23 protein-coding genes are annotated in these 22,270 nt (G+C 45.8%); 8 read left to right on the top strand and 15 right to left on the bottom strand.

Annotated features, from left to right (window positions below; translation table 11 throughout):
* Positions 1 to 180: 180 nt before the first annotated feature.
* The 9 genes from QUA03_RS04675 to QUA03_RS04635 form a co-directional block, all read right to left on the bottom strand.
* Positions 181 to 1,305, bottom strand: coding sequence for a sulfate ABC transporter substrate-binding protein (locus QUA03_RS04675; RefSeq protein ID WP_333210120.1), 1,125 nt, complete (start codon positions 1,303 to 1,305; stop codon positions 181 to 183).
* A 384-nt stretch (positions 1,306 to 1,689) separates the two neighbouring features.
* Positions 1,690 to 2,907 carry a YeeE/YedE family protein gene (locus QUA03_RS04670; RefSeq protein WP_333210118.1) on the bottom strand — a complete coding sequence of 406 codons (1,218 nt, stop codon included), beginning with the start codon at positions 2,905 to 2,907 and terminating at the stop codon, positions 1,690 to 1,692.
* A gap of 58 nt (positions 2,908 to 2,965) precedes the next feature.
* The gene (locus QUA03_RS04665; RefSeq protein ID WP_333210116.1) at positions 2,966 to 3,127 is read right to left on the bottom strand and encodes a hypothetical protein; all 162 of its coding nucleotides are present in this window, start codon (positions 3,125 to 3,127) and stop codon (positions 2,966 to 2,968) included.
* A gap of 55 nt (positions 3,128 to 3,182) precedes the next feature.
* Positions 3,183 to 4,139 (bottom strand): sulfurtransferase, encoded by a 957-nt coding sequence (locus QUA03_RS04660; RefSeq protein ID WP_333210114.1) that lies wholly within the window; start codon positions 4,137 to 4,139, stop codon positions 3,183 to 3,185.
* Positions 4,140 to 4,388: 249 nt separating this feature from the next.
* Positions 4,389 to 4,973, bottom strand: coding sequence for a Crp/Fnr family transcriptional regulator (locus QUA03_RS04655; RefSeq protein ID WP_333210112.1), 585 nt, complete (start codon positions 4,971 to 4,973; stop codon positions 4,389 to 4,391).
* Positions 4,974 to 5,060: 87 nt separating this feature from the next.
* Positions 5,061 to 5,792, bottom strand: a complete 732-nt coding sequence (cysE, locus tag QUA03_RS04650) for a serine O-acetyltransferase (protein WP_333210110.1) — start codon at positions 5,790 to 5,792, stop codon at positions 5,061 to 5,063.
* Positions 5,793 to 5,948: 156 nt separating this feature from the next.
* On the bottom strand, positions 5,949 to 7,892 hold the full coding sequence (locus QUA03_RS04645; protein ID WP_333210108.1) for an ATP-binding protein: 1,944 nt from the start codon (positions 7,890 to 7,892) through the stop codon (positions 5,949 to 5,951).
* A 228-nt stretch (positions 7,893 to 8,120) separates the two neighbouring features.
* Positions 8,121 to 9,152 (bottom strand): sulfate ABC transporter ATP-binding protein, encoded by a 1,032-nt coding sequence (locus QUA03_RS04640; RefSeq protein ID WP_333210106.1) that lies wholly within the window; start codon positions 9,150 to 9,152, stop codon positions 8,121 to 8,123.
* A 172-nt stretch (positions 9,153 to 9,324) separates the two neighbouring features.
* The gene (locus QUA03_RS04635) at positions 9,325 to 9,486 is read right to left on the bottom strand and encodes a hypothetical protein (protein ID WP_333210105.1); all 162 of its coding nucleotides are present in this window, start codon (positions 9,484 to 9,486) and stop codon (positions 9,325 to 9,327) included.
* 183 nt (positions 9,487 to 9,669) lie between these two features.
* Between QUA03_RS04635 and gltD the strand changes: the two genes are divergently transcribed.
* The 3 genes from gltD (at position 9,670) to QUA03_RS04620 (ending at position 12,206) form a co-directional block, all read left to right on the top strand.
* Positions 9,670 to 11,154, top strand: a complete 1,485-nt coding sequence (gene gltD, locus QUA03_RS04630; RefSeq protein WP_333210103.1) for a glutamate synthase small subunit — start codon at positions 9,670 to 9,672, stop codon at positions 11,152 to 11,154.
* Positions 11,155 to 11,262: 108 nt separating this feature from the next.
* Positions 11,263 to 11,661 carry a hypothetical protein gene (locus QUA03_RS04625; RefSeq protein WP_333210101.1) on the top strand — a complete coding sequence of 133 codons (399 nt, stop codon included), beginning with the start codon at positions 11,263 to 11,265 and terminating at the stop codon, positions 11,659 to 11,661.
* Positions 11,662 to 11,663: 2 nt separating this feature from the next.
* Positions 11,664 to 12,206, top strand: coding sequence for an Imm30 family immunity protein (locus QUA03_RS04620; protein ID WP_333210099.1), 543 nt, complete (start codon positions 11,664 to 11,666; stop codon positions 12,204 to 12,206).
* 220 nt (positions 12,207 to 12,426) lie between these two features.
* Here the strand turns inward: QUA03_RS04620 and priA are convergent, their stop codons facing one another.
* On the bottom strand, positions 12,427 to 14,988 hold the full coding sequence (gene priA / locus QUA03_RS04615; RefSeq protein WP_333210097.1) for a primosomal protein N': 2,562 nt from the start codon (positions 14,986 to 14,988) through the stop codon (positions 12,427 to 12,429).
* A 79-nt stretch (positions 14,989 to 15,067) separates the two neighbouring features.
* Positions 15,068 to 16,138: an ATP-binding protein gene (locus QUA03_RS04610; RefSeq protein ID WP_333210095.1), complete on the bottom strand. Its 1,071-nt coding sequence runs from the start codon at positions 16,136 to 16,138 to the stop codon at positions 15,068 to 15,070.
* A gap of 356 nt (positions 16,139 to 16,494) precedes the next feature.
* On the opposite strand from QUA03_RS04610, the gene QUA03_RS04605 reads away from it, so the two are divergent.
* Genes QUA03_RS04605 through QUA03_RS04595 form a run of 3 tightly spaced genes read left to right on the top strand, consistent with a single transcriptional unit; the run spans position 16,495 to position 17,908 of the window.
* On the top strand, positions 16,495 to 16,764 hold the full coding sequence (locus QUA03_RS04605; protein ID WP_333210093.1) for a hypothetical protein: 270 nt from the start codon (positions 16,495 to 16,497) through the stop codon (positions 16,762 to 16,764).
* Positions 16,754 to 17,698, top strand: coding sequence for a fused MFS/spermidine synthase (locus QUA03_RS04600; protein ID WP_333210091.1), 945 nt, complete (start codon positions 16,754 to 16,756; stop codon positions 17,696 to 17,698). Before QUA03_RS04605 ends, QUA03_RS04600 begins: the two co-directional genes overlap by 11 nt.
* A 39-nt stretch (positions 17,699 to 17,737) precedes the next feature.
* Positions 17,738 to 17,908 (top strand): YqaE/Pmp3 family membrane protein, encoded by a 171-nt coding sequence (locus QUA03_RS04595; protein ID WP_333071975.1) that lies wholly within the window; start codon positions 17,738 to 17,740, stop codon positions 17,906 to 17,908.
* Positions 17,909 to 18,040: 132 nt separating this feature from the next.
* Here the strand turns inward: QUA03_RS04595 and QUA03_RS04590 are convergent, their stop codons facing one another.
* Positions 18,041 to 19,318 carry a lipid-A-disaccharide synthase gene (locus tag QUA03_RS04590; RefSeq protein ID WP_333210089.1) on the bottom strand — a complete coding sequence of 426 codons (1,278 nt, stop codon included), beginning with the start codon at positions 19,316 to 19,318 and terminating at the stop codon, positions 18,041 to 18,043.
* 36 nt (positions 19,319 to 19,354) lie between these two features.
* On the opposite strand from QUA03_RS04590, the gene QUA03_RS04585 reads away from it, so the two are divergent.
* Positions 19,355 to 19,831 (top strand): ankyrin repeat domain-containing protein, encoded by a 477-nt coding sequence (locus tag QUA03_RS04585; RefSeq protein ID WP_333210087.1) that lies wholly within the window; start codon positions 19,355 to 19,357, stop codon positions 19,829 to 19,831.
* Between the two features lie 106 nt (positions 19,832 to 19,937).
* Here QUA03_RS04585 and QUA03_RS04580 read toward each other — a convergent pair whose 3' ends face one another.
* Both QUA03_RS04580 and QUA03_RS04575 read right to left on the bottom strand, forming a co-directional pair.
* Positions 19,938 to 20,504, bottom strand: coding sequence for a hypothetical protein (locus QUA03_RS04580; RefSeq protein WP_333210085.1), 567 nt, complete (start codon positions 20,502 to 20,504; stop codon positions 19,938 to 19,940).
* Positions 20,505 to 20,712: 208 nt separating this feature from the next.
* Positions 20,713 to 20,970, bottom strand: a complete 258-nt coding sequence (locus QUA03_RS04575) for a hypothetical protein (protein WP_333210083.1) — start codon at positions 20,968 to 20,970, stop codon at positions 20,713 to 20,715.
* A 134-nt stretch (positions 20,971 to 21,104) separates the two neighbouring features.
* Here QUA03_RS04575 and QUA03_RS04570 point away from each other — a divergent pair, with 134 nt between their 5' ends.
* Positions 21,105 to 21,260, top strand: a complete 156-nt coding sequence (locus tag QUA03_RS04570; RefSeq protein WP_333210081.1) for a hypothetical protein — start codon at positions 21,105 to 21,107, stop codon at positions 21,258 to 21,260.
* Here the strand turns inward: QUA03_RS04570 and QUA03_RS04565 are convergent.
* The gene (locus tag QUA03_RS04565) at positions 21,253 to 22,239 is read right to left on the bottom strand and encodes a calcium-binding protein (protein WP_333210079.1); all 987 of its coding nucleotides are present in this window, start codon (positions 22,237 to 22,239) and stop codon (positions 21,253 to 21,255) included. The two genes, QUA03_RS04570 and QUA03_RS04565, sit on opposite strands and share 8 nt — an antisense overlap.
* Positions 22,240 to 22,270: the final 31 nt, after the last annotated feature.

Here is a 22,270-nt window from a genome sequence, read left to right as displayed (position 1 = left end):
CGTTAAGTTTCTTCATACTCAGCTACTTAACGGCACTCAACAGGTGCGAGATATCGGATCTGTTGGCAGTGAGAAGAAAGAAATCAACACAAAGAAAAAAGCAAGTGCGACGATCGCACTTGCTTTTGAACTTATTGACGAGTCGATGAGAAAATTTAATTAACGCACATTCGATACAAATTATCTGTTGCCCAGACCATTCTGAATTTGATCGAAGATTGTACCGTCAGCGAAGAATTTATTTTGCACCGCATTCCAACCGCCTACATCGGCGACAGTAAACAGTTTGCCAATTCTGGGAAATTTACTGCTAAATTCTCCCGCTACCGTCGAGTTAACAGGTCGAAAACCCGCTTTAGCAAATTCTCGCTGAGCTTCCGGCGTGTAAAGATATTTCACAAAAGCCTCCGCCACCTTAGTAGTTCCATGTTTGGCAGCGTATTTATCAACTACAGCCACGGGGTTGTCAATGGAAATATTCACTTGGGGGATGATGAAAGGTTCAGCTTCGCCCTGCGTCTTCGCCAAGAGAATTTCGTTTTCGTAGTTGATCAGTACATCGCCTTGGTTTTGTTTGTAGAAGGTATCAGATGCTTCGCGGGCATCTTTGGGAAGCACTGGCACGTTTTTGTAAACCTGGCTGACAAAAGTGCGGGCTGCTTGTTCGTTTCCTCCGTTTCGAGTTACGGAACCCCACAAAGCTAAGAAGTTCCAGCGCGCGACACCAGAGGTTTTGGGATTAGCAGTAATTACTTTGATACCCGGTTTGGCTAAATCGGCCCAGCCTTGGATTTTTTTGGGGTTTCCGTTTCGCATTACTAATGCTGCAACTGATTTGCTAACAATCCCGTTATTGGGTACTTCTCGTTCCCAACCCTGTTTAATTAGACCGGCTTCTTGGATGCGATCGGTATCAAAAGCTAAGGCTAAGTGTACGACATCGGCTTCCAAACCGCTAATCACAGCGCGGGTTTGGGAACCTGAACCCCCGTAGCTTTGGCTGATAGTGACATTCTGGTTGTTTTCTCGTTTCCACTTCGCTACAAAGCGGGGAACAATCTTGTCGTAAGCGGATTTGGTAACAGCAAAGGAAACTAAGGTGAGTTCGACATCTTTTGGTTTTGCCTGGCTGATTGCAGGCTGAGGAATTAACCAGCTCAAGCCTAAACCTACTGCAAAAAAGAAAGTAAAAGCTTTGAACAGGGACGATTTTAGCAGAGCGGCTGATTTAATAGAAAATACTGGCCAACCAGGTTTTTTATTTAATGGCTGCAAGACAATATCTGGGAGATTATGATACCGCATTGATGCTTCTTAGTTCCTTTTATTTTTTCTCAGATGGATTGAGCGCACAATTAAGTTTAATGCGCTTGATATAGAGCAAATGCAGCCTGATGAGATTTGCCAGGATAATCTATAAGATTTCGCTGATGTGGCAATTCTTATTAATGGCAACAGTGGCGAGATTGAGAGACTGTTGTGCTAAAAGTTTGGCGATCGATCTTTGAGTGCGCTTGCCACCTCTCTCTACTTAATCTCATACATTACACTATTAAATACTTAATGTCTATAGGTAAACAGTGGTTTATTGTTTTAGGCGCGCTTGGCGGGAAAACGCGACCTGCGGGTAGGGACAAAGGCCAAGCCTTTGTCCCTACCCGCAGGTCGATCGCCTATTCATGTTGGAAATTAATTCTCAAGTCGCAAGAGCGATCGCAATTTAATTCCCGCAACGCTGCCCAACAAAGCAGTCGCAATCCACAGCCAACCGTGCAAACTGGTAGAAGCAATACCGCTAAAAAAAGCGCCGACATTGCAGCCAAAAGCCAGTAGCGCTCCATAACCCATCATGAAACCGCCGCTCAAAACGGCTGTAACTTTGGGTAACGAAAGGTTTGTTTTGACGGTGAATTTGCCAGCCAAAGCCGCCGCTAAAACTGCTCCCAAAACAATGCCAAAATTCATCACGGAAGTAACATCAGCAAAAATGCCTTTTTGCAAGGATTCCAACTTGTCGGGAGTATTCCAAAACGGGTTATTTGCGGGATTCCAGCCAAAAGCAGTAGCAAGTTCTGCGGCCCACAAAGTAAACCCCCAAGTCACTCCCCAAGGCCTGCCGTCAATTAACAGTTTTGCCCAGTTGAGAAAGGCAAGGGAAAAGGCTCCGGCAGCGAGAGACCAAGGCCCGTAAAGCCATTGATTCTTGATTTGAGATTGAGGAGTTTTAATGATAAAATCTGCTGTTAAGGGTTGCTTGCCATTGGTGCGATTCCAATGCCAGAGGGCGATCGCAATTAACAGAAATACGCTTAGCTGCAAGATGACTGCGGGCATCCATCCCAAAGTTTTTCCTAAAGATATCGGTGGCAGCGATGGCAAATTCCACAGGTGTCTGGTCAAACTTCCTGCAAAAGAACCGATGCAAAAAGTCAGCAGCGTTAACAGCATTGACGTGCTGCCGCCGCCAATTGTCCAAAGCGTGCCGCAAGCGCAGCCGCTGCCCAATTGCATTCCAATTCCGAATAGAAAAGCGCCGATCGCATTTTGCCAGCCAACAGGCGCAACAGCCCCGGCTATTTTGTGTCCGAATGCCTCTCCTGATGCAAGTACGGGAGCAAAAAGTACAGTAGCAATTCCTAACATCAACAAGTGCGCTAAAACACCTGTAATATCGCGATCGGCAAATAATTTGCGGTAAGCAGAAGCAAAGCCAAAACTTGCATGATACAAACTCGCGCCCAGCAAGCCTCCAATCAGAAATAAAACGCTCTGCCGCCAGCCGTAGGCGCTCAAACCGGCCGCACCAGCAGCAAATAGCGTCAGTATCAGAGCTAAGATCGGACGCTGCGATCGGGGTGGCGAAGTTTTTGTCAGGGGTGAAAAAGCAATTTCTGCGGTGTTATTCACAATAAGATACTTGACTCGAGAAACAACTGTAAAGCGAGGCAGAGCCTCCATTTTAGCGCTAAGTGTTTCGCGGCGAAGTCTCCGATTTTTCATCGGGTTGTTCGCTAGGAGTGCAAGCAACGGAATTATCTGCTTGTCGGTGCTCAGCTATTGTTGATAAACCCAAGCCCATCGAGCTGATTATTCCGAGCATTGATATCGAGATAATTGCTGTTTTCATTCTACCTCTTCGGTCAATTTTTAGCCAAAATTGCTGTTAACTACAGATTTGTTTTCTACACTGCTTGTTCCGGACCAGTTTCTACAGGTAAATTAGTCTGACTGTATTCAGTCCAAGAACCTTCGTAGATTCTGACTTTCGGATAGTTCAGCAAGTGTTTCAAAACTACATATTGCAGCGTTGCTTCCCGCCCCGTACTGCAAGTAACGATGATGTCGCTGTTGCGATCGATCTTTTTAGCTGCCAAAATCTGCTTGATTTCGTCGAGAGACTTCAACTTGTGAGGGTTTTCAGCATCGGTAAAAGTCGGCCAGGGAAGGTTGCGAGCGCCGGGAATGTGTCCGTTGCGCGTCCAGATTTTTTCTTCCCCTTGAAATAGTTTTTCCGGTCTGGGATCGATGAATGTGACGCCTGCTTTGCCAATTAAATTTTTGACTTCATCTAGGGTAACACGAATTGATTTGTTGTCGCGCACAGTCAGTGTACCAGCCGCGTATTTTGGAAACTCTTTCGTCACAGTTTGAGCTGCTTTGTAACCCGCATAACCTCCGTCGATAACTGCGATGTCCGAGTGTCCCAATCGCTCCAATACGTAAGCAACCATTGTCGCGCCGAGAATGTCTCTGCCGTCGGAATAAACTAAGACGCGGCTGTTGTCTGTTACTCCTGCCCGCGACAGTAATTGCCCCAGTTTATCCGGCGTTAGATACTGTACTGGCAAACCACTGTCCGGCCCGCGCAAGGTGTTGTCGGCGATGTTGACTGCGTTGGGAAGATGCCCGATAAAGTAGTCCATTGGATTGGTACGGACATCGAGAATTCGCAGGTTTTTGTCGCTGGCGTTTTGGGCAACCCACGCGGGGGAAACGAATTGAATTTTACTTTTTGATTCCGCTGCTTGGGTTTGGAAAAATGGGAACAGAGGAATTGCGATCGCCAGCACCGCTAGGACGGCAATTAATGCCCCTATTTTGTTTCTTTTAAATCGAGCTTTCAGGGATTTAGTTTTCATTTTCTTTCCTCTTGTATTGTCTCTGTCGAAAAGCACAAAAAGCTCCTCGCTGCTAGAGAGTCGATCGCTCTCTCCAGTAATCACCTTAAAGTTGATTGATTTACCGTATATTATAGGTATAGCTGTTGATTGTTGCACAGACAGTCTCAGAAAGTCAATAGTTTTTTTTAGTAGCGAAGGATACAGGAATTTTGGGGCGATTCCCTTCGGAATAGCTTCGCACGCGCGTGCGAGACATTGATTCTACCCTTAGATTTCGTAGTGCCACACCTCGGAAGGTTGCAGAATAATCCGGTGGAGTGGCAGACGATCTATCAAGCCTTGCTGCTCAAAATGACCGAGGGTGCGAGTGACTGTTACGCGACTTGTGCCGATGATTTCTGCAATGTCCTGATGCGTTAAAATCATATCTATCAGATGTCCTTGCTCTACCTCAGAACCAAACCTCTTAGCCAGCCAAGTTAATAGTTGATAGAGCATAAAATCAACTCTTTTGTAACCTCGCATTACCATAAAAGCTTCAGCCTGCTGAATGTGAGTGAGCAAAATATCTTTATTGAGCCAGCGATCGCCAGATAATAGAATTGCCTCGACTTTAGTGAGGCATTCAATTTGAAAAGGATCGCATTTTGATATCGGTTTGCCGATCGTATCACCAGGCCCCCACAATCCCAAGGTGATAATTGTGCCATCTTCAAGCCACGTTACAGTTCGCACTACTCCAGTTTCAATTCGCCACAAAGCATTGCTTCTGTTCGGCAAGTGCGAGCGGCGAGAGAATATATGTCTGCTCGTTTCATCAAATGTTTTAGTGGAGAGAGAAGCAATAGTCATAGCCAGTTACTGAATAAATTAAAGTTAGTTTGTACCAGGGTAGCAGGATAGTCTTGTCGGAAAAAATCTATATAAATTGAAATTTAACTAGATTCCTGCACCGTCTAAAAAATCTGTAATAAATAAATTAGAATACATAAATAATTCATGTTTTTCTGCCTCTTTTTGCTCTGATCCAGTTGTTGTTAGCGGAGATAATTGAGATTTCAAAAAAGCAACCTGCTCTTCTAAATTCTTAATTCTATCGAACAAAGCTCGAATCGCTTGAGCTTCCAAATCCGGTAGACCTTGAGAATTTTGAGCATCTTCCACCTGCTTTTTCCGAGAGATGATGCGGCCGGGGATTCCCACAACTGTGCAATCGCTAGGGACATCCCGCAGCACTACCGAACCCGCACCAATCCGAACATTATTGCCAATTTGAATATTGCCTAAAACTTTAGCACCTGCTCCTACCACTACATTTTCTCCCAGCGTTGGATGCCGTTTTCCTATTTCTTTACCCGTGCCGCCAATGGTCGCTCCTTGATAAATTACAGCATAATCTCCAACGATCGCCGTTTCGCCAATGACCACCCCCATACCGTGGTCGATAAACACCCCCCTACCAATTTTTGCTCCTGGGTGAATCTCAATACCTGTTAAAAAGCGACTCATTTGGGAAATCAAGCGCGGTATAAACGGCAGGCCAGCCGAATAAAGCCAGTTTGCTATCCGGTGCAAAAAAAGTGCTTGCAGTCCGGGATAGCAAAATAATACTTCCAGCCAGTTGCGCGCCGCGGGGTCGCGTTCGTAAATAATTTGCAAGTCACTGAACATATTTAGTCTCGCCGTGCTTGGGTTATACAGTATCGGCAGTGCCGACGGTTTAAGCTGCTTAAAGCAGTATTGGTTTTGGCATTATTACATATAATACTGTAATCCGACCGAATTACAGTAGTTAATGAGAAAAAAATTTTCCTTTCCCAGCCCCTTCTAAGCTGCCTCCGATATTTTCCGCGAAACAAACGGTAGTGCTTGTCTGACTTCTTGTCGCAGCGGAATCTCGATCGAGAATTCCGTCCCCAATCCCGGTGTCGAATCGCAGCGCAGCGTACCTTTGTGCTTTTCTACGACAATTTTATAGCTGATGGACAGTCCCAATCCTGTCCCTTTTCCGACCGGTTTCGTCGTAAAGAAGGGGTCGAACAGCCGTTTTTTGACATTTTCTGCCATACCGGGGCCGTTGTCAGATATCCGCACAATTATTTTGTCGGGGATCGAATATTCTGTGGTTATGGCGATCGCGATCGGATTGGCTTTCGCTGCTGTGGGCCCGCGATCGAGGTTGTAACTCTCAAGGGCGTCGATCGCATTAGCCAGAATATTCATAAACACCTGATTTAATTGTCCGGCATAGCACTCTACTAAAGGTAAATGGCTGTAGTTTTTAATAATCTCGATCGCCGGGCGATCGGCTGTAGCTTTCAGGCGACTTTGCAGAATTAGCAGAGTGCTGTCAATGCCTTCATGGATATTGACAGGTTTCATTTCGCTTTCGTCTAAGCGAGAGAAGTTCCGCAAAGATTGAACAATTTGAACAATGCGATCGGCTCCTATTTTCATCGAAGACAACAGTTGGGGCAAATCTTTGCTGAGAAAGTCAAAGTCAATATTTTGTAAATATTCTGAAATTTCCGACTGAGGGTATAAAGAGTGTTTTTGGTAAAGTTTTACCAACTCTAACAAATCGCTACTATATGCCCTGACGTGGTGGATATTGCCATAAATGAAATTTATAGGATTGTTGACTTCGTGGGCGACACCAGCAACTAATAAACCCAAACTAGACATTTTCTCCTGCTGAATCAGTTGAGCTTGAGTTTGTTGCAACTCTTGCAAAGTTTGCTCTAGTTGTTTAGATTTAGCCGTGCGTTCTGCTGCTATTTTTTCAATTTTTTCGGTATAATTTAACAAGCTCATGAGATAAAGTGTCGCCACCAAAGTTAAGATTATCCCCAAAATCAAAACAGTCAAAGAACGCCAAAATTTTAGAGGATTAATGTACTCTGGTGTTAGCCGTAATTGCAGCAACCACCTGCGATTTTCAATATTGAGAATGCGGGTGCAACTGCTGCCGTCCGGGCAGTAAGCTCTTTCCCCAATTTGGATGTTATTTTTAATGTTTTCATCGGTAATTATCCTTTTTGTCTTGGCTTCATAAAAAGCAAGAAATTTTTCGGTTTCAGGAGCCATGGCATCTTGAAGATAAACGTTAACAAAGTTGAGGTTAGTTTCCTGTAAAGCCGATTTGACAATCGCATCAACCAGCAAAACGCCAAAAGTAAAACCTTTCAAATTTTCTGGTGAGCGATCAGGTAAATTTGGCGGCAATTCTGCGCCATCGTCAGCAGAACTTTGAGTAAAAATTGGCATGAAGACGAAGACGGTGGGTTGATTTTGGGAAGACCATTTTTGGCGATCAGTCGCGGTAATTTCTTGTCTTTTTGTGGCGTTTTCTAACGCTACCCGATTGGCTTTTAAATCTAAACCTAAATCTATTTCATCTGTTAGGAATTCGGGAGAGTAAGAAACACGGGGCAGCCAAGCGATCGCCTTCAGGCTCGGATGCCGGTAGAGGGCAGGACCAACAAATGTCTTCATTTCTGGTTTTTTAACGCCGTCAAATACGCTGTAAAATGCTCCAGCAGCCCGAATTATTTCTAAATTGCCGCTAACATCCCTCTGAATGTCTGTAGCTATTTTGTCCAGCCGGTCTTGCAGTTCGACTTGCATGGATTTGTATTCCCAATTGTACGCAACTGAAGAGGCGATCGCAGACAATCCCAATCCTGCACAAAGTGTTAATCCTGCCTGGATGTAACGGCGATAAGCAAGTAAAGTGCTAGTTGCTAAATTCAAGAATTTGTTAGCAGTCATATTCTTCACCTATCTTGTTTCTAGTTCTCCGTCCCAGGCTCTGCCTGAGATTTCTCTTTTTTCTCTTTTTCTCGTTCCCAGGCTCTGCCTGGGAATGAATTTCAGGAGGCTCTATCTCCGATTTAGAGCCATGAGACAGCTTTACCAGGCACGAGCCTGGTAACGATGTGGCAGCAGTGTTTTGTAGAAGCTCCCCGATAGTATTTTGAGTAAGATGCAGCCGCTGATTTAAATTGAATAAACAGGGAAAGTCATCGCGTGTTTGGGCTTGACGTAAACCTGCTGATCTCGCGTTAACTGTAGAGAATCGAAGCGCTCGCGACTCACGTAAGCTGTTACTACCTGCTCAGATTCTAACACTAACTCGGTTTGTATTTCCCGCCCTAAATGAATGATGCGGCTGACTTTTGCTAATGCAAAACCCGACTGTGGCTTAGTTTGAATTTCCACATCGTGGGGGCGCAAAAATACTACTTCAGAATGAGCTGCTCCGTTCTTGTGAGCCGTTGTGCCGTTGCTGGCGAACAAACCCGCAGCATTCGACAGCACATTGACCGGCCCAATAAAACTCATCACAAAAGCTGATGCCGGTTTGTCATAAATTTCAGCAGGAGAGCCAACTTGTTCGACTCTACCTTTGTTCATCACCACAATTTCATCGGCTACTTCCATAGCTTCTTCTTGGTCGTGAGTCACAAAAACTGTGGTGATATTAACTTCTTTGTGAAGGTTGTGCAGCCACGATCGCAATTCTTTGCGGACTTTAGCATCTAATGCTCCAAAAGGTTCGTCTAGCAGCAGCACTTTCGGTTGAACTGCGAGAGCTCTTGCCAAAGCAACCCGCTGCCGCTGGCCCCCGGAAAGTTGCGAAGGATAGCGATCGCCCAAACCTGTCAACTGCACTAAATCCAAAAGTTCATCCACCCGCCTGCGAATAGAGTCTTTAGGAACTTTGCGAATTTCCATCGCAAAAGCAATATTTTTCCGAATACTCATGTGTTTGAACAAAGCATAGTGCTGAAACACAAAACCAATATGCCGTTCCTGCACCGACTGCTGGGTAGCATCCTCCCCGATCAGGTAAATCTGACCGCTATCCGGCGGTTCGAGTCCCGCAATCATCCTCAGCAGAGTCGATTTCCCCGAACCAGAAGGCCCTAAAAGCGCGACTAGAGAGCCGTTTTTTATTTTCAAACTCACGTTGTCAATGGCGTGGAAGGAGCCGAAGTGTTTCGATACGTTCTCAATTGTAATGCTCATGACTTTGTGTACCTATTTTAGGAGTTGATGGTATTAACTCCATATATCTGACCGATTTACAGTAGTATATCCTGAAATTAATATTTGGCAAGGCCTGTAACTTTTTGTATTGTATTTCGAGCCCTGCTGATGGGGACGGCCCTTGAAAGTTGACGCTGGCAAGGCGTCTGAGTTAACCCGCGAGGGTTTCCAGATGTGGCTGTAGCCGTGCGATCGTCGGAGAATAAGCCAATGCTGAAATTACGTAGAAACCGGGTTTGATGGACGCAAATACAGCCTCATAACCTTTAAAACCTTTAATCCCCGTAAAAAACCCGGTTTCTTTGCTGTCCATCTATTTATATTTTACCGCTGCCGACAATTCCCCGACTCCCGGCGATATTAAAGATTTCATGTACAAATTGCTCAATCTGAGGTGCGATCGCCCACAATTTATATGACAATAGTTAGTTCATAAGCATACAGGCTTCAGCTTTGACAAACTACCAGAATAGTAAATTCTAACCAGAACACCACTATGGGAAAACCAACAGGCTTTATCGAATTCTTGCGCGAATTGCCCTCCGAACTCTCACCAGTCGAGAGAGTCCACAACTGGGACGAATTTCACCTGCCGATGGAAGAGGACAAACTCCGCACCCAAGGCGCGCGCTGCATGGACTGCGGCATTCCGTTTTGCCACACGGGCACAATTATCAGCGGCATGGCAAGCGGCTGCCCCATTAACAACCTCATCCCCGAATGGAACGACCTCGTATATCGCGGACTCTGGAAAGAAGCCCTAGACAGACTCCACAAAACCAACAACTTCCCGGAATTCACCGGCCGCGTCTGTCCCGCCCCCTGCGAAGGCGCTTGCGTGCTCGGCATCAACAACCCGCCAGTCACGATTAAAAACATCGAAGCCGCAATTATCGATAAAGGCTGGGATGAAGGCTGGGTTACTGCCGAACCGCCAGCCAAACGCACCGGCAAAAAAATCGCCGTCATCGGTTCCGGGCCCGCCGGTTTGTCCGCCGCCGCGCAACTCAACAAAGCCGGTCATTGGGTAACAGTATACGAAAGAGCCGATCGACCAGGCGGCCTGCTAATGTATGGCATCCCCAACATGAAGCTAGACAAAGAACAAGTCGTGATGCGCCGCCTGAAAGTCCTAGAAGACGAAGGCGTGACATTCGTCTGCAACACCGAAGTCGGCAAAGACTTGCCAGCAGAACAACTGCTAAAAGAATACGACTCCGTTGTGCTCTGTACCGGCGCCACCAAACCACGCGACTTGGGCATCCCCGGCCGGGAATTAAAAGGCATCCACTTCGCAATGGACTTCCTGACAGCCAACACCAAGGCAGTTTTAGACAAGAGCACCAACGATAACTTCATCTCCGCCGAAGGCAAAGATATCGTGATCATCGGTGGCGGCGACACCGGCACCGACTGCGTGGGCACCTCCATTCGCCACGGCTGCCAAAGCCTCGTACAGCTTGAAATCCTGCCCAAACCGCCCTCGGAACGCGCGGCCAACAATCCCTGGCCCGAATGGCCAAAAGTCTACCGCCTCGACTACGGCCAAGAAGAAGCCGCAGCCAAATTCGGCGACGACCCCCGCGGCTATCTCACCACGGCGACAAAGTTCGAGGGCGACGAAAACGGCAATGTCAAAGCTGTGCACACCGTTGAGGTGGAGTGGGCGAAAAACGAGAAAGGGCAGTTTATTCCGAATCACATCCCGGGCACGGAAAAAGTGTTGCCGGCACAGCTTGTGTTGCTGGCGATGGGCTTCCTCGGCCCGGAACAGCCCTTGCTGGATGACTTGGGATTGGAACGGGACGCCCGCAGCAACGTGAAAGCCGAGCACGAAAAATATACAACCAGCATTCCGGGAGTTTTCGCGGCTGGGGACTGTCGCCGGGGACAAAGTTTGGTGGTTTGGGCGATTAACGAAGGGCGCGGCGTGGCCCGGGAGTGCGACCTTTATCTGATGGGGAGCACGGATTTGCCTTAAAGCAACCGGCTTGACGCATTGGTTTGTAGTAAGGACTTCAGTCTTTTCCAACTCGGATTTAAGGACTAAAGTCCTTACTACGAACTTATTACAGAATTAACCCCGATTATGCCAAATTCATTACTTTCGGGTGAGGGTGCTGTCGGTACTTATAGTGAATTACTCAAAACAGGATGTAGAGGCGATAACCTGACGCCACATCACATACCATCAAATGCGTTTATGGAAGCAAAAGTGCCTGCTTACACGAGAAACAAAGGGATAGCAATGATGATGGAGCATTTGTCACCAGGAATGGGCGGTCGCCACAGAGAAACGCTATCCTATGGACAATCGCCTAACTTAAATATATTACCAAGACAGGCTCTCGCTCGTGAAGTTTGGGATGTGCGAGCGATTTATCGCTGTCAAGGACTTTACACCCCAGAAATTAAGCGGGGTTTACAGCAAGTCATTCAGCAAAACAAGTCAGCGTGGCAAGGTGCATTCGATAAATGGAGGGTTTGAAAATGAGCCATAATTCATTAATTAGCGTTTTGAAAACTAATAAGTTGATGCGTTCCGATGAGGAAGTCGCTGCATTTGAGAATGCTCTAGCCGAACTTGCCAAAAATCCACCTATAGAAGATCTGAGAGAACTGCATTTAGTCTTAGATGACAAATGTCAGCACCCGGAAGTCATGTTTAGTCTCATCCATTTTTTAGAGTCTTTTGACGTAAAAAAGCAACTTCAAGCATTTATTAATGCGGTTCCGCAATTAATCGTTTCCGCACCGGAATGGACGAAAATTATCCACTATCGCATCCTAAATGATGAGTCTGCGCGTGCGTGTTATCAAGATATTTTGTCTGCGGTTGACAGCCAAAGCTCACTGAGGAAACAAACTATTGAGCTACCAAAAGAATTAGCTGACCTTTTAGAACAATATCTTAAAGAAATTCCTCCGAATCAATTAATTGTCTATTTGCGGGAGCAATTAGGCTTAGTCAAACCAGAATTCCAAGACCTTTCTGATTTGCTAGCAGTAGCAGGAGTCGCTAAAGATAAGTAGGTCACTCTAATTAAACCAGGACTTACGCAAAAATTGGCTTTACACACTACCCATAGCGGTAAGGTGCGCCCATAAGCACCCTACATATAGAGTAAGTGCGTCCAGGACTGTAAACGTAAAACGCTCTCGCTGTTATATCCCCGACTTATTAAAGGAGTCGGGGATATGGGTATTCTATTTTTTCCTACCAACTAAATTACAACACAGCCCATCAAATTTTTTAACCAAAATTCAAAGGATCGACATCAATAGTTAAACTAACAGAACGCGGGGTGCGATCGCGCAACCCGATCAAATCCGACAAATCCACCGACTCATCCAAAGGCAACTTCAGCAAAATCTGCCAGCGATAGCGATTTGCCACCCGCATAATCGCCGCAGGTGCAGGCCCCAACAACTCACACCCCGGTACAGACAATCGCTCAATATACTCCTGACAAACAGACGCCAATTGTACCGCCGTCACCGCAACTTCCGCCGCATCTACACTGCTCAATCGCAACAATACCAGCCGCCCCGAAGGTGGATAATTCAGCGCCGCTCTTTCTGCTAATTCTGTTTCCACAAAACCCGCATATTCGTGCCGCCTAACTGCTTGAATAACCCGGTGTTCGGGAGTGTAAGTTTGAATAATTACCCGCCCCGGATCGTCTCCTCTGCCCGCACGGCCGGCGACTTGAGTTAATGTTTGAAAAGCTCGTTCGCTTGCCCGATAATCGGATAAGTTTAGCAACCCGTCAGCAGACACAACTCCCACCAATGTGACTCCAGCTAAATCTAACCCTTTCGTCAGCATTTGCGTACCCAACAAAATGTCAGCTTCCCCATTAGCAAATTGCGTTAACAGTCTGCGGTGGTCGCCCTTATTTCTAGTCGTATCGCTGTCAAACCGAATTGCCCGCAATTGGGGAAATAATCGGGTTAATTCCTGTTCTACTCGCTGAGTGCCACTACCAAAGTTTTTGAAGTAGGGAGAACGGCATTCCGGGCAGTTTTGGGGGTGTCGTTCCGTGTGGTTGCAGTAGTGACAGCGCAATATTTCTGCTGTTGCTTCGCCTACGTGGTGATAAGACAGAGAAACATCGCAATTCGGGCATTCCATCACATAGCCGCAACTCCGGCAAGACACAAAGGTACTGTGTCCTCTTCTGTGAATAAACAGGATACCTTGCTGTTGTCTGGCTTGCAATTGTTCCAAGGCATTTTGCAGGGAAGCACTAAAAATTGAGCGATTCCCTTGCCGCAATTCTTGGCGCATATCGACTATTTCCACGGGCGGCATCGGGCGGGAATAAATGCGATCGGGCAATGATAAATAATGGATATTTGGTAACGAGTAATAATCTCGGCGCGTCCCGACAAAAGTCTCTAAAGCTGGCGTTGCGGAACCTAAAATTAAGGGACAATTTTCTAATTCGGCGCGCCATTTGGCAACGGTGCGGGCGTGGTAGCACGGCGCTGGTTGGTCTTGTTTGAAGCTGCTGTCGTGTTCTTCATCGAGGATAATTAAGCCGAGGTGAGGTAAAGGTGCGAAAATGGCCGATCGCGTGCCGATGACAATTTGCGGTGTTCCAGTCAGCATCTGACGCCATGTATCGTAACGTTCGCCGTCGGATAGGGCGCTGTGGTACACGCAAATTTGCTCGCCAAAACGGGCGCGGAATCTGTCTGTAAGTTGCGGTGTAAGGCCGATTTCGGGAACGAGTACGAGGGCGGATTTGCCGCTGGCTAAGATTGGGGCGATCGCCTGCAAATACACTTCCGTTTTCCCGGAACCTGTAACCCCGTGCAGCAGCACTTGACGAAATCCCGAAAAAGAGTTAATAAACGCTAAGGCTTGAGCTTGAAAATGAGTTAAAGTTTTCGGTGCATCGGGCAATTGAGAAATTCCGCGATCGCCCCTGAGCACTTCCCTTTGGTCAATTACAACGCTACCTTTTTGTTCTAAAGCTTTGACAACCGAAGAACTCGCACTGCAAATTCTCAGCAAATCGTTCATCCACATTTCACCGCCGCCGCGCCGCAAAACTTCCAATACTTCTTGTTGCCGCTTGGTTAAATCTGTGACAAACGCACTAGCAATTAATGTCACTGCCGGTTTTAGTTGTGGTTTGGGAGGATGGGGCGGTTCTAAATAACTTTCTACCCAACCGCGTTTCAATAAATCTTTCAATCCTCGATAACTTCCCTTAACTTGGCGCTGGAGGTATTGCCAAGTGTAATCGCCGTTTTTTTGAGCTTGCAGCAATTGCAAAATTTGACTCGCGGCGGGATTGAGAAATGTTTCGGCATTCGGAGAAATTGCGTCTTTAATTAAGCGAATTCGGCGCACGGAACGGCTTAACAAACCGGGCGGCAGTGAGGCTCTAATTACTTGAATTAAAGGTGTGCAATAATAGGTGGCAGTGCGATCGAGCAATTCCCAGTAAGTAGGTGGGAAAAAACCCGCACTGACAACATCTTCGACCTCTTTAACCCTTGTGGGATCTAAGTCGGGCGGCAGTTGAGAAATGAACCGAATCGCGATCGCCCCTACCTGTTGACTGCCAAAGGGTACACTCAAAATATCCCCTGGTTGCACGGTAAGTTCCGCAGGTAAACGATAGGTAAATAACTTATTTTCCTCCCCTGGGGAGTCGCCCGCAACCCTGAAAGGAGAGTCCACCAATACCTCGATCCACTCTGCCCGCACGGTGGGGCGCTGTGGCGGTTCGCTGCTGCCGTAGGATGCCCCGGCCTCTGCCGCTATAGGGGTTGACAAACCAAAAGTGACAGTAGACATAGGGTTGCACATCAAACTAGGAGGAGCCGCGGTCAAAGGGAGTTTTCATTATCCCTCAGTTTAGCTCGATCGATCGATCTTAGCTGCTGGATTTGGCGATCGGAATCTCGATCACCAATTCAGTCCCTTCTCCAATTGCGGAGATACACTCCAATCTCCCGCCGTGTTTGTCCACAATAATTTGATAGCTAATGGACAGCCCCAAACCCGTCCCGTGACCAACTGATTTGGTGGTAAAAAACGGATCGAAAATTTTCGATTTTACAGCTTTACTCATCCCGCAACCATTATCTTTGATGCTAATTCTTGCCCAATTTTCGCAAATAATAGAAGTAGTAATGGTCATCTGGAGAGGGTTGGCTTCTATCTCCTCCCGTGAAGACTTTTGCTCTCGCTCCCGCAGGGCATCAATAGCATTATTAATTATGTTCATAAACACCTGATTTAATTGCCCAGCATAACACTCGCTCTTGGGCAAAGAGCCATAATTTTTAAGGAATTTTATAGCGGAAATACCTGATTTTTCTTTAGTTAAGTGCTGCAAAATTAACAAGGTGCTCTCAATGCCTTCGTGAATATTAACTGGTTTTTTTTCAGCTTCATCTACCCGTGCAAAGTTGCGTAAAGTTAGCACAATTTCGCGGATACGCTCGGAGCCAACTTTCATTGACGAAATAGTTTTTAACAAATCTTCGCGCAGAAAGTCGATGTCAATTTTTTCCAAAAAATCTTCAATCTCTGCATCTGTTTCGGGATACCGATCCTGGTACATTGCGAGCAATTTTAAAATGTCGCCTGCGTAGTCATTGACATAGGTAATATTGCCATAGATGAAGTTAACTGGATTGTTTATTTCGTGGGCGATCCCAGCTACCAAAATGCCCAAAGCCGACATTTTTTCGGCTTCGATTAATTTGAGCTGCATAGTTTGCTGGTTGTTCAGAGCTTTTTCTAGTGTAGATATTCTTGCTTTTAATTTTTTTTCTGAATCTCTCGAATCCTCACTTAGTATTTTTAACAAAGATTCTTTTTTTTTATTAAGGGCTTCTGATTGGCTGCGTTCGGCTTCCGAATTTTCTAGTTTTTTCCGCAAAATTAGATTTTCATTTTCCAGCTTTTTGATTATTTTTTCCCAGTCTGTTGGTTCCATAGGCTATTTTTTTGAAAAAAAAAAATAGTGTAAGAGCGTTTTTATTACAGAATTTAGTTGTAACCTTTACTTAGTTATAAATTCGTCGCACATAGAGCCTGCATTCTTGTCAAACAAAACTAACATTCCATTCGTATTGGTGGATTGAAAAATTTTATCTAAGATACATTCAAATTGTCAAGTTATTAATAACAAATCTGGTTAAAACAGATCGCTATTTTTATTCCATGCTCTCACATTGGCGGGGTTTTTATCGGATTATTGATAAATAAGCAGGCCGATCGCAAACTTATAAAGGCCGGCCCAGCGCGAAAAATTGCCCGATTCAGACAACCTTTGTACAAAACCCGCTGGCAATGCAAAGCGAAAATATAAAATGTGAGTGCGATCGACCGGGGGCGATGGGAAAAGTGCGATCGACTGGGCGCGCGATCGCCCACAAGCAATCTCAAGTACCAAGCCACTTGCGAGTTCCCAGAACGCAATCACACTATACCATTCCTCCGAAATCTCACTTTAATGTGTCGATCGTACTCACACACCCGCACCATTTTGTGTTAAGAACTACTACTTGTGACAACATCGACACAGCAGTTTATATTTGGAGAGTAATTGATGTCAGGTAGCGAAGTTCGTGCAGACTTTTGGATGAGCGAGTACATTACCCCCTGGGATATTTACGTTCATGGCGTCATCGCGGTGCTTGCTTACAAGAAAACAGCCTATCAAGAAATGTACGTAGTTCAGACCGGTACTTACGGCAAAGGCTTAGTTTTGGACGGTAAGTGGCAATCTTGTACAGGCGACGAGTTTCTGTACCACGAACCCTTGGTACACCCAGCCATGATTTGTCACGGTAGCCCCAAAAAAGTCCTCGTTCTCGGCGGCGGAGAAGGAGCTACAATTAGAGAAGTGCTGCGCTGGAAAACAGTTGAAAAAGTCGTGATGATCGACATTGACGGCGAAGTAGTAGAAGCTTGCCGCGAACACCTCCCAGAAATGCACCAAAACGCCTTTGACGACCCCCGCTGCGAAGTAGTAATTGGCGATGCTTTGGACTATTTAGATAAAACTGACAATGATTGGGATATTGTCATTTCTGACTTGTCCGATCCCATTGAAGAAGGCCCATCTTTCCAGTTGTTTACCAAAGAGTATTTTGAGAAAGTTCGCAGCGTAATGTCACCTAACGGATATTTCGTAGTGCAAGCGGGCCCCGTTTCTCCCGCAGAAATGAAAATGCACGCTCGCATTGTAAATACCCTGAAATCTGTTTTCTCCAATGTTCAATCCTGCACCAGCTTTATTTCTACTTATGGAGCTCCTTGGGGTTTTGCGATAGCTTCTAATCAAGAAATAAATACGCGACCAGATCCCGAAGTTACTGACAAATTACTCGCCGAGAAAACAACTGGCGGGTTGCGGATGTTCGACGGGATTACACTGTTGGGGTTGATGCAGCTTCCCGGTCACTTACGGCAGGTAATCGCCGCTGAAACCGAAGTTTACACTATGGCAGCACCGCCTAAGTTTTTCGGGAAAGGTTCGGTTGGTCAGTGAAGTTAAATTGAAAGAGAAATGTAGGTTGGAGTAACTGAGATGAACAATTTAATTCGCATAGTCGCTGCCATTTTTCTTCCCCCGCTGGGCGTATTTTTGACGGTTGGCATCGGTACTGATTTTTGGATCAACCTGGTTCTCACGTTTTTGGGCTTTATTCCCGGCATCATTCACGCTGTTTGGGTGATTGCTAAGCACGATCGAGCTTAACTTGAAAGCAAATCCAGTTTTTGGATAATAAACAGGCAAGAGAAAATAAACTTTCTTTTGCCTGTTTTTACCAATTAATCTGGATTAAATCAGCGTTCATCCGCGTTCCTGTGCGGTTAAAAATAAAAAAATCTAATTCTTATGACAATTAGATTGCACCTCAAGTTCTTCACAAACCAATTCAGCAATTTTTTTCGCCGCCCCCGATTCTCCTCGAACCGCACGCAATCGATCGCCCATCTGTGCTAATTTTTCAGGATGGCTCAGATAGTCGATCGCCAATTGAGCAATTACTTCCGGTTCCAGCTTGCCAATTAACTCCGGCACAATCTCCTCCTGTGCCCAAATATTCGGCCAAGCATAAAGCTTTCCCTTTCCCAATTGCCAGATTAGCCAATTAATCACCGTCGCAAAAACTGAACCGACTAACGGCAAACTTGCCAGCAATCCCGGCAAACCATCCCAAGCTTTCATCGCATCCAATTGCTGCGTCGGAATCAAAACAATCATCGGTACGGCTAACGAACCTAATTCCGCAGTATTCGCTCCCACAGTAGTTAAACACAGGCTGCATTCTGATAGCAAATCGTAAGCGGGTGTCTGCGTCCAAAGTTCTATTTGTAAACCATTTGCTGTCTGCAAAAACGGCCGTTCTGTTAAATGAAGTTCGGCGCTAGCGTTCTCAAATAAATGCAGGTAAGGATTTTGTTCAGGGTCGGCAAAACCTGCTAGAGTTTGCACATCTATGGTAGGAGCAACGGGAATAACAAAGCGAGTTTCAGGGCGGATGTGGTGGATGGATTGGGCGATCGACAAACATAACGGTACACCTAAAGCTAATTTCGCAGCTTTAGAACCGGGCAACAATCCAATTAATTCTATTTTCTGTAGGGGTACTGCCCCATCTTTGGCGTCCGATTTTCGATTACCTACTTCTGCGATCAAATCTCCGACAACTGTAAATTTATTAGCATATTTTTGGGGAATTTTACCAAAAATTTGTGGTTTCATCACCGCAAATTTATCAATCCATCGATACCACCGCGCGTCCCATTCAGCATAAATAACAGTGCGATATTTTAGCCTTTTGCCAATAACAACCGTAAAAAATTGATCGCCACCTAAAAACAAAACAACTCCTGTTTCATACCAATCCCAATTTTCAGCAGTTTTGCCCGACAATAAGAATGGAAAAAAATGCTCCGGTGCTTGCACTCTGTCAACTTCTGGGTAGGAAGATGCGAATTGCGCTTCTTTCCCCGTGGCGTGCGGACAGGGGGACAGCACCACAGAGATGCGGGCTTGAGTACCCGCGTTTCCCAACTGCTCGCGCAAAGCTTGCACGGCGGGACGCACCCAAGTTGCCAATTCTCCGGGGCCGTTGGAGAGGATTAAAATATCTACTGCCATAGGATTTAAAATTTGAAAGGATGCAACGGAGATTTTATGACAGATTTAATTAATGCCGTCAAGACGAGTGATCTTGTGGCTGTAGAAAGTGCGATCGAACAGTGTGCAGATATCAATGCCAAAGATGAGGAAGGTGCGACTGCTTTGACGACTGCGGCTGAGGCTGGCAATTCGGCGATCGTCAAAAAATTGCTGGCTGCAGGTGCCGGGCCCAACAGTCAGGATAATGACGGGTGGACGCCGTTAATGAGTGCCGCTGCTGCCGGACATACGGAGATTGTACAGCTTTTGCTGGAGGCGGGGGCGGATGTGAATGCTAAAACTAATTTTGGTTTGACGGCTTTGATGAGTGCTGCAGGCAGCGGGCGCACTCCAGTTGTGGAATTTTTAATCGATAAAGGAGCTGATATCAAAGCGTATGATAATAATACTTGGACTGCGTTAATTTGGGCGTCTTCGGAGGGTCACAAAGATGCGGTTGAGGTTTTGAAGCTAGCGCGCGATCGCCATTAAAGACTTAGAAACCGGGTTTATTGGAGAAACCCGGTTTCTGGAGGGTACAATTAATTATCGCACTCCCCAGCAGCAATCAGACAAATCCCGAATAGCTGCGATATTTCTATCCAAGTAAAAGTGCCCCAAAAGAAGATTGTGGTAATAAATTCAACTTGAGATTTCCGCCACCTTCAATAACTGCGATCGTGTCAAATCTACTAATTCCCGAAGTTCCATCGGGAAGGGAGACAGACAAGCCGTTCGTTTGGATAGCTAAATCTCGATTGTTGTTGATCGGAAATATCAAGATATTATTGAAGGAATTCACTGTAAGCTGAATGCTATCCTGACCTTGGGTAAATTTCCGAATTGTAGCAAAACCCAGTCCAAGGTAGAAAGATTTATATCCAATCACAAACACTCTACTGTTATATACAGGCTGCGCTAACACGAATGTATCGGCGCCGGGTCCCCCAATCAGAGTATCGAATTCGTTGCTGCCGTCACTTCCAGACACTCCGGCACTCAAGCCTGCAGAGCTTGTTACTCCAATTAATTCGACATTCCCCACTATACCAGTGAGGGTGTCATTGCCGGAAGTTCCGATAAAAGTAGCAGACCTGTTTGGCTCGTTTTTTCCGAAATTGAAGTAGTGTTCCCGACCAGTTGTCAAAGCTCCAGAGTAGACCAAGGGTCTAATGTCAGAGTTTCTATTCAAGTATACTGCTTCCAAGAAAGAAGTACCAAGCAGTCTATCTCTGATGCCGAATTGAATAAAGTGCTGGTAGCCACTTTTAAAGTTATTCTCAATAAACGACGGCAAATCTCGGTTAGTTGCTACATAAAATGCTTCGTCATAATTTGGCGATACGCGCGATCGACTCCTGTTCGTAACCGTATTAGATAAAGTGATCTAGTCCTGAAGCAAAAGGTGCGTTTGGGTTGTTGGGAGTGCGGACAAAGGGTTTAAGGTCTGGATTTCCCTCAAGGTAAGTTTCTTCGTCAAAGTAACGCGATACTTTGGTCAGACCGCCGGCTTGACCGAACTTTTCAAAGTGTTCTCTGCCGGATTTTATAATTCCTGCATCAATACCTGCCTTCACCCAAGGATATTGCGCCCGGTAGTATGGTTCGTCAAAAATTGCGTAGTTAGCCATGTTTTTATACTACGGATTTAATGATTTTTATATTTAGAAACCTGGTTTATGAACCGTACAATTAATTAATAAAGTTGTCAACTTTCTGTCATGGTACTATTGGAGACTGACCCGATGAACACGGTTCTCGGTATTTGACAACCGAAGCAAAAGCTGAGCCAGCCGAAGAACAACTCGATCGCTATCGACAGCAATTTGGCAACTGCTATAATCTGAGTTTAGTAGGGTGCGTTATTAACGCACCTACCATGTTAACCGAGAAAGAGATAACCGAGGTTCCGGTTATTTAAGGAATAGGTAGAAAGTGCCGTCTCCCTGTGGCTGAGTTGTAGAAAAAGATAAATTTTCTCCCTCAATAATACCAATTGTTTCATATCTTGGGCTGAGGATTATGAACTCGTTAGCATCCCCCATTGTTGTGTAGATATCGGGACTTCCTGCCAACTGGATCTTGTCATTGTCTTGATCAAAGTTCCGAATTCTAACTATACCGGGGGTAGTCGCATAGAGTTGACGGGATGTGGGATTACCGGAGGTAGCAGGAACTCCGAGTACGAATGTATCTCTCCCAGGGCCGCCGATCAGGACATCAGATTCATAAAATCCAAAGCTTTCATACTGCCGATTGCCTTGGGGATCGATACCTACTTCCACTCCAATCAGTTCGGTATTCCCCACACCAACACCAGTGAGGATGTCATCGCCGGAAGTTCCGACAAAAGTAGCGGATCGGTTGGGCTCGTTTTTCCCGAAATTGAAGTAGTGTTCCCGACCAGTTTTCAAGGCTCCAGAGTTGACAAATGGCACAATGTCGGGGTTTTCTTTTAAGTATTCCGGTTCAAAAAATGAAGTCCCAAAACGACCGTCTTTGAGTCCGAATTGAATGAAATGCTGGTAGCCTGATTTGAACGTTCCGTTCTGAACGAACGATCGCAACTCTGAGTTATTTGCCAAATAAAACTCTTCGTTGTATTCAGGTGACACGCGGGTGCGACCCTGTTCGTAGCCCAACTGAATAAAGTGATCGATGCCAGACGCAAAAGGCACGTTTGGATTGTTTGGGGTGCGAAGCAGGGGAGCAATATCTAGATTTTGAGCTAGATAGGTTTCTTCGTCAAAGTAACGCGATACTTTGGTCAGGCCGCTGGCTTGACCGAACTTTTCAAAGTGCTCTCTGCCGGATTTTATAATTCCTGCATCAATAGCCGGTTTCACCCAAGGATATTGCGCCAGGTAGTATGGTTCGTCAAAAATGTCATAATTAGTCATAAATTTTGCTCCAAGCTTAGTCTGCTTACTT

This window comes from Microcoleus sp. S36b_A4 (assembly GCF_036700645.1).
Classification (GTDB): Bacteria; Cyanobacteriota; Cyanobacteriia; order Cyanobacteriales; family Microcoleaceae; genus Microcoleus.
Note: the sequence above shows the minus strand (reverse complement) of the source record. Positions and strands in the feature narration are given on the sequence as shown.

Bases quoted from the DNA above. Each gene is read 5' to 3' on its own strand.
- QUA03_RS04590 (WP_333210089.1), bottom strand. From the start codon at position 19,318: ATGGCAGTAGATATTTTAATCCTCTCCAACGGCCCCGGAGAATTGGCA.
- QUA03_RS04675 (WP_333210120.1), bottom strand. From the start codon at position 1,305: ATGCGGTATCATAATCTCCCAGATATTGTCTTGCAGCCATTAAATAAA.
- QUA03_RS04640 (WP_333210106.1), bottom strand. From the start codon at position 9,152: ATGAGCATTACAATTGAGAACGTATCGAAACACTTCGGCTCCTTCCAC.
- QUA03_RS04645 (WP_333210108.1), bottom strand. From the start codon at position 7,892: ATGACTGCTAACAAATTCTTGAATTTAGCAACTAGCACTTTACTTGCT.
- cysE (WP_333210110.1), bottom strand. From the start codon at position 5,792: ATGTTCAGTGACTTGCAAATTATTTACGAACGCGACCCCGCGGCGCGC.
- QUA03_RS04585 (WP_333210087.1), top strand. From the start codon at position 19,355: ATGACAGATTTAATTAATGCCGTCAAGACGAGTGATCTTGTGGCTGTA.
- priA (WP_333210097.1), bottom strand. From the start codon at position 14,988: ATGTCTACTGTCACTTTTGGTTTGTCAACCCCTATAGCGGCAGAGGCC.
- QUA03_RS04600 (WP_333210091.1), top strand. From the start codon at position 16,754: ATGTCAGGTAGCGAAGTTCGTGCAGACTTTTGGATGAGCGAGTACATT.
- QUA03_RS04635 (WP_333210105.1), bottom strand. From the start codon at position 9,486: ATGGACAGCAAAGAAACCGGGTTTTTTACGGGGATTAAAGGTTTTAAA.
- QUA03_RS04575 (WP_333210083.1), bottom strand. From the start codon at position 20,970: ATGGCTAACTACGCAATTTTTGACGAACCATACTACCGGGCGCAATAT.
- QUA03_RS04605 (WP_333210093.1), top strand. From the start codon at position 16,495: ATGCAAAGCGAAAATATAAAATGTGAGTGCGATCGACCGGGGGCGATG.
- QUA03_RS04620 (WP_333210099.1), top strand. From the start codon at position 11,664: ATGAGCCATAATTCATTAATTAGCGTTTTGAAAACTAATAAGTTGATG.
- QUA03_RS04610 (WP_333210095.1), bottom strand. From the start codon at position 16,138: ATGGAACCAACAGACTGGGAAAAAATAATCAAAAAGCTGGAAAATGAA.
- QUA03_RS04625 (WP_333210101.1), top strand. From the start codon at position 11,263: ATGCCAAATTCATTACTTTCGGGTGAGGGTGCTGTCGGTACTTATAGT.
- QUA03_RS04565 (WP_333210079.1), bottom strand. From the start codon at position 22,239: ATGACTAATTATGACATTTTTGACGAACCATACTACCTGGCGCAATAT.
- gltD (WP_333210103.1), top strand. From the start codon at position 9,670: ATGGGAAAACCAACAGGCTTTATCGAATTCTTGCGCGAATTGCCCTCC.
- QUA03_RS04595 (WP_333071975.1), top strand. From the start codon at position 17,738: ATGAACAATTTAATTCGCATAGTCGCTGCCATTTTTCTTCCCCCGCTG.
- QUA03_RS04660 (WP_333210114.1), bottom strand. From the start codon at position 4,139: ATGAAAACTAAATCCCTGAAAGCTCGATTTAAAAGAAACAAAATAGGG.
- QUA03_RS04655 (WP_333210112.1), bottom strand. From the start codon at position 4,973: ATGACTATTGCTTCTCTCTCCACTAAAACATTTGATGAAACGAGCAGA.
- QUA03_RS04665 (WP_333210116.1), bottom strand. From the start codon at position 3,127: ATGAAAACAGCAATTATCTCGATATCAATGCTCGGAATAATCAGCTCG.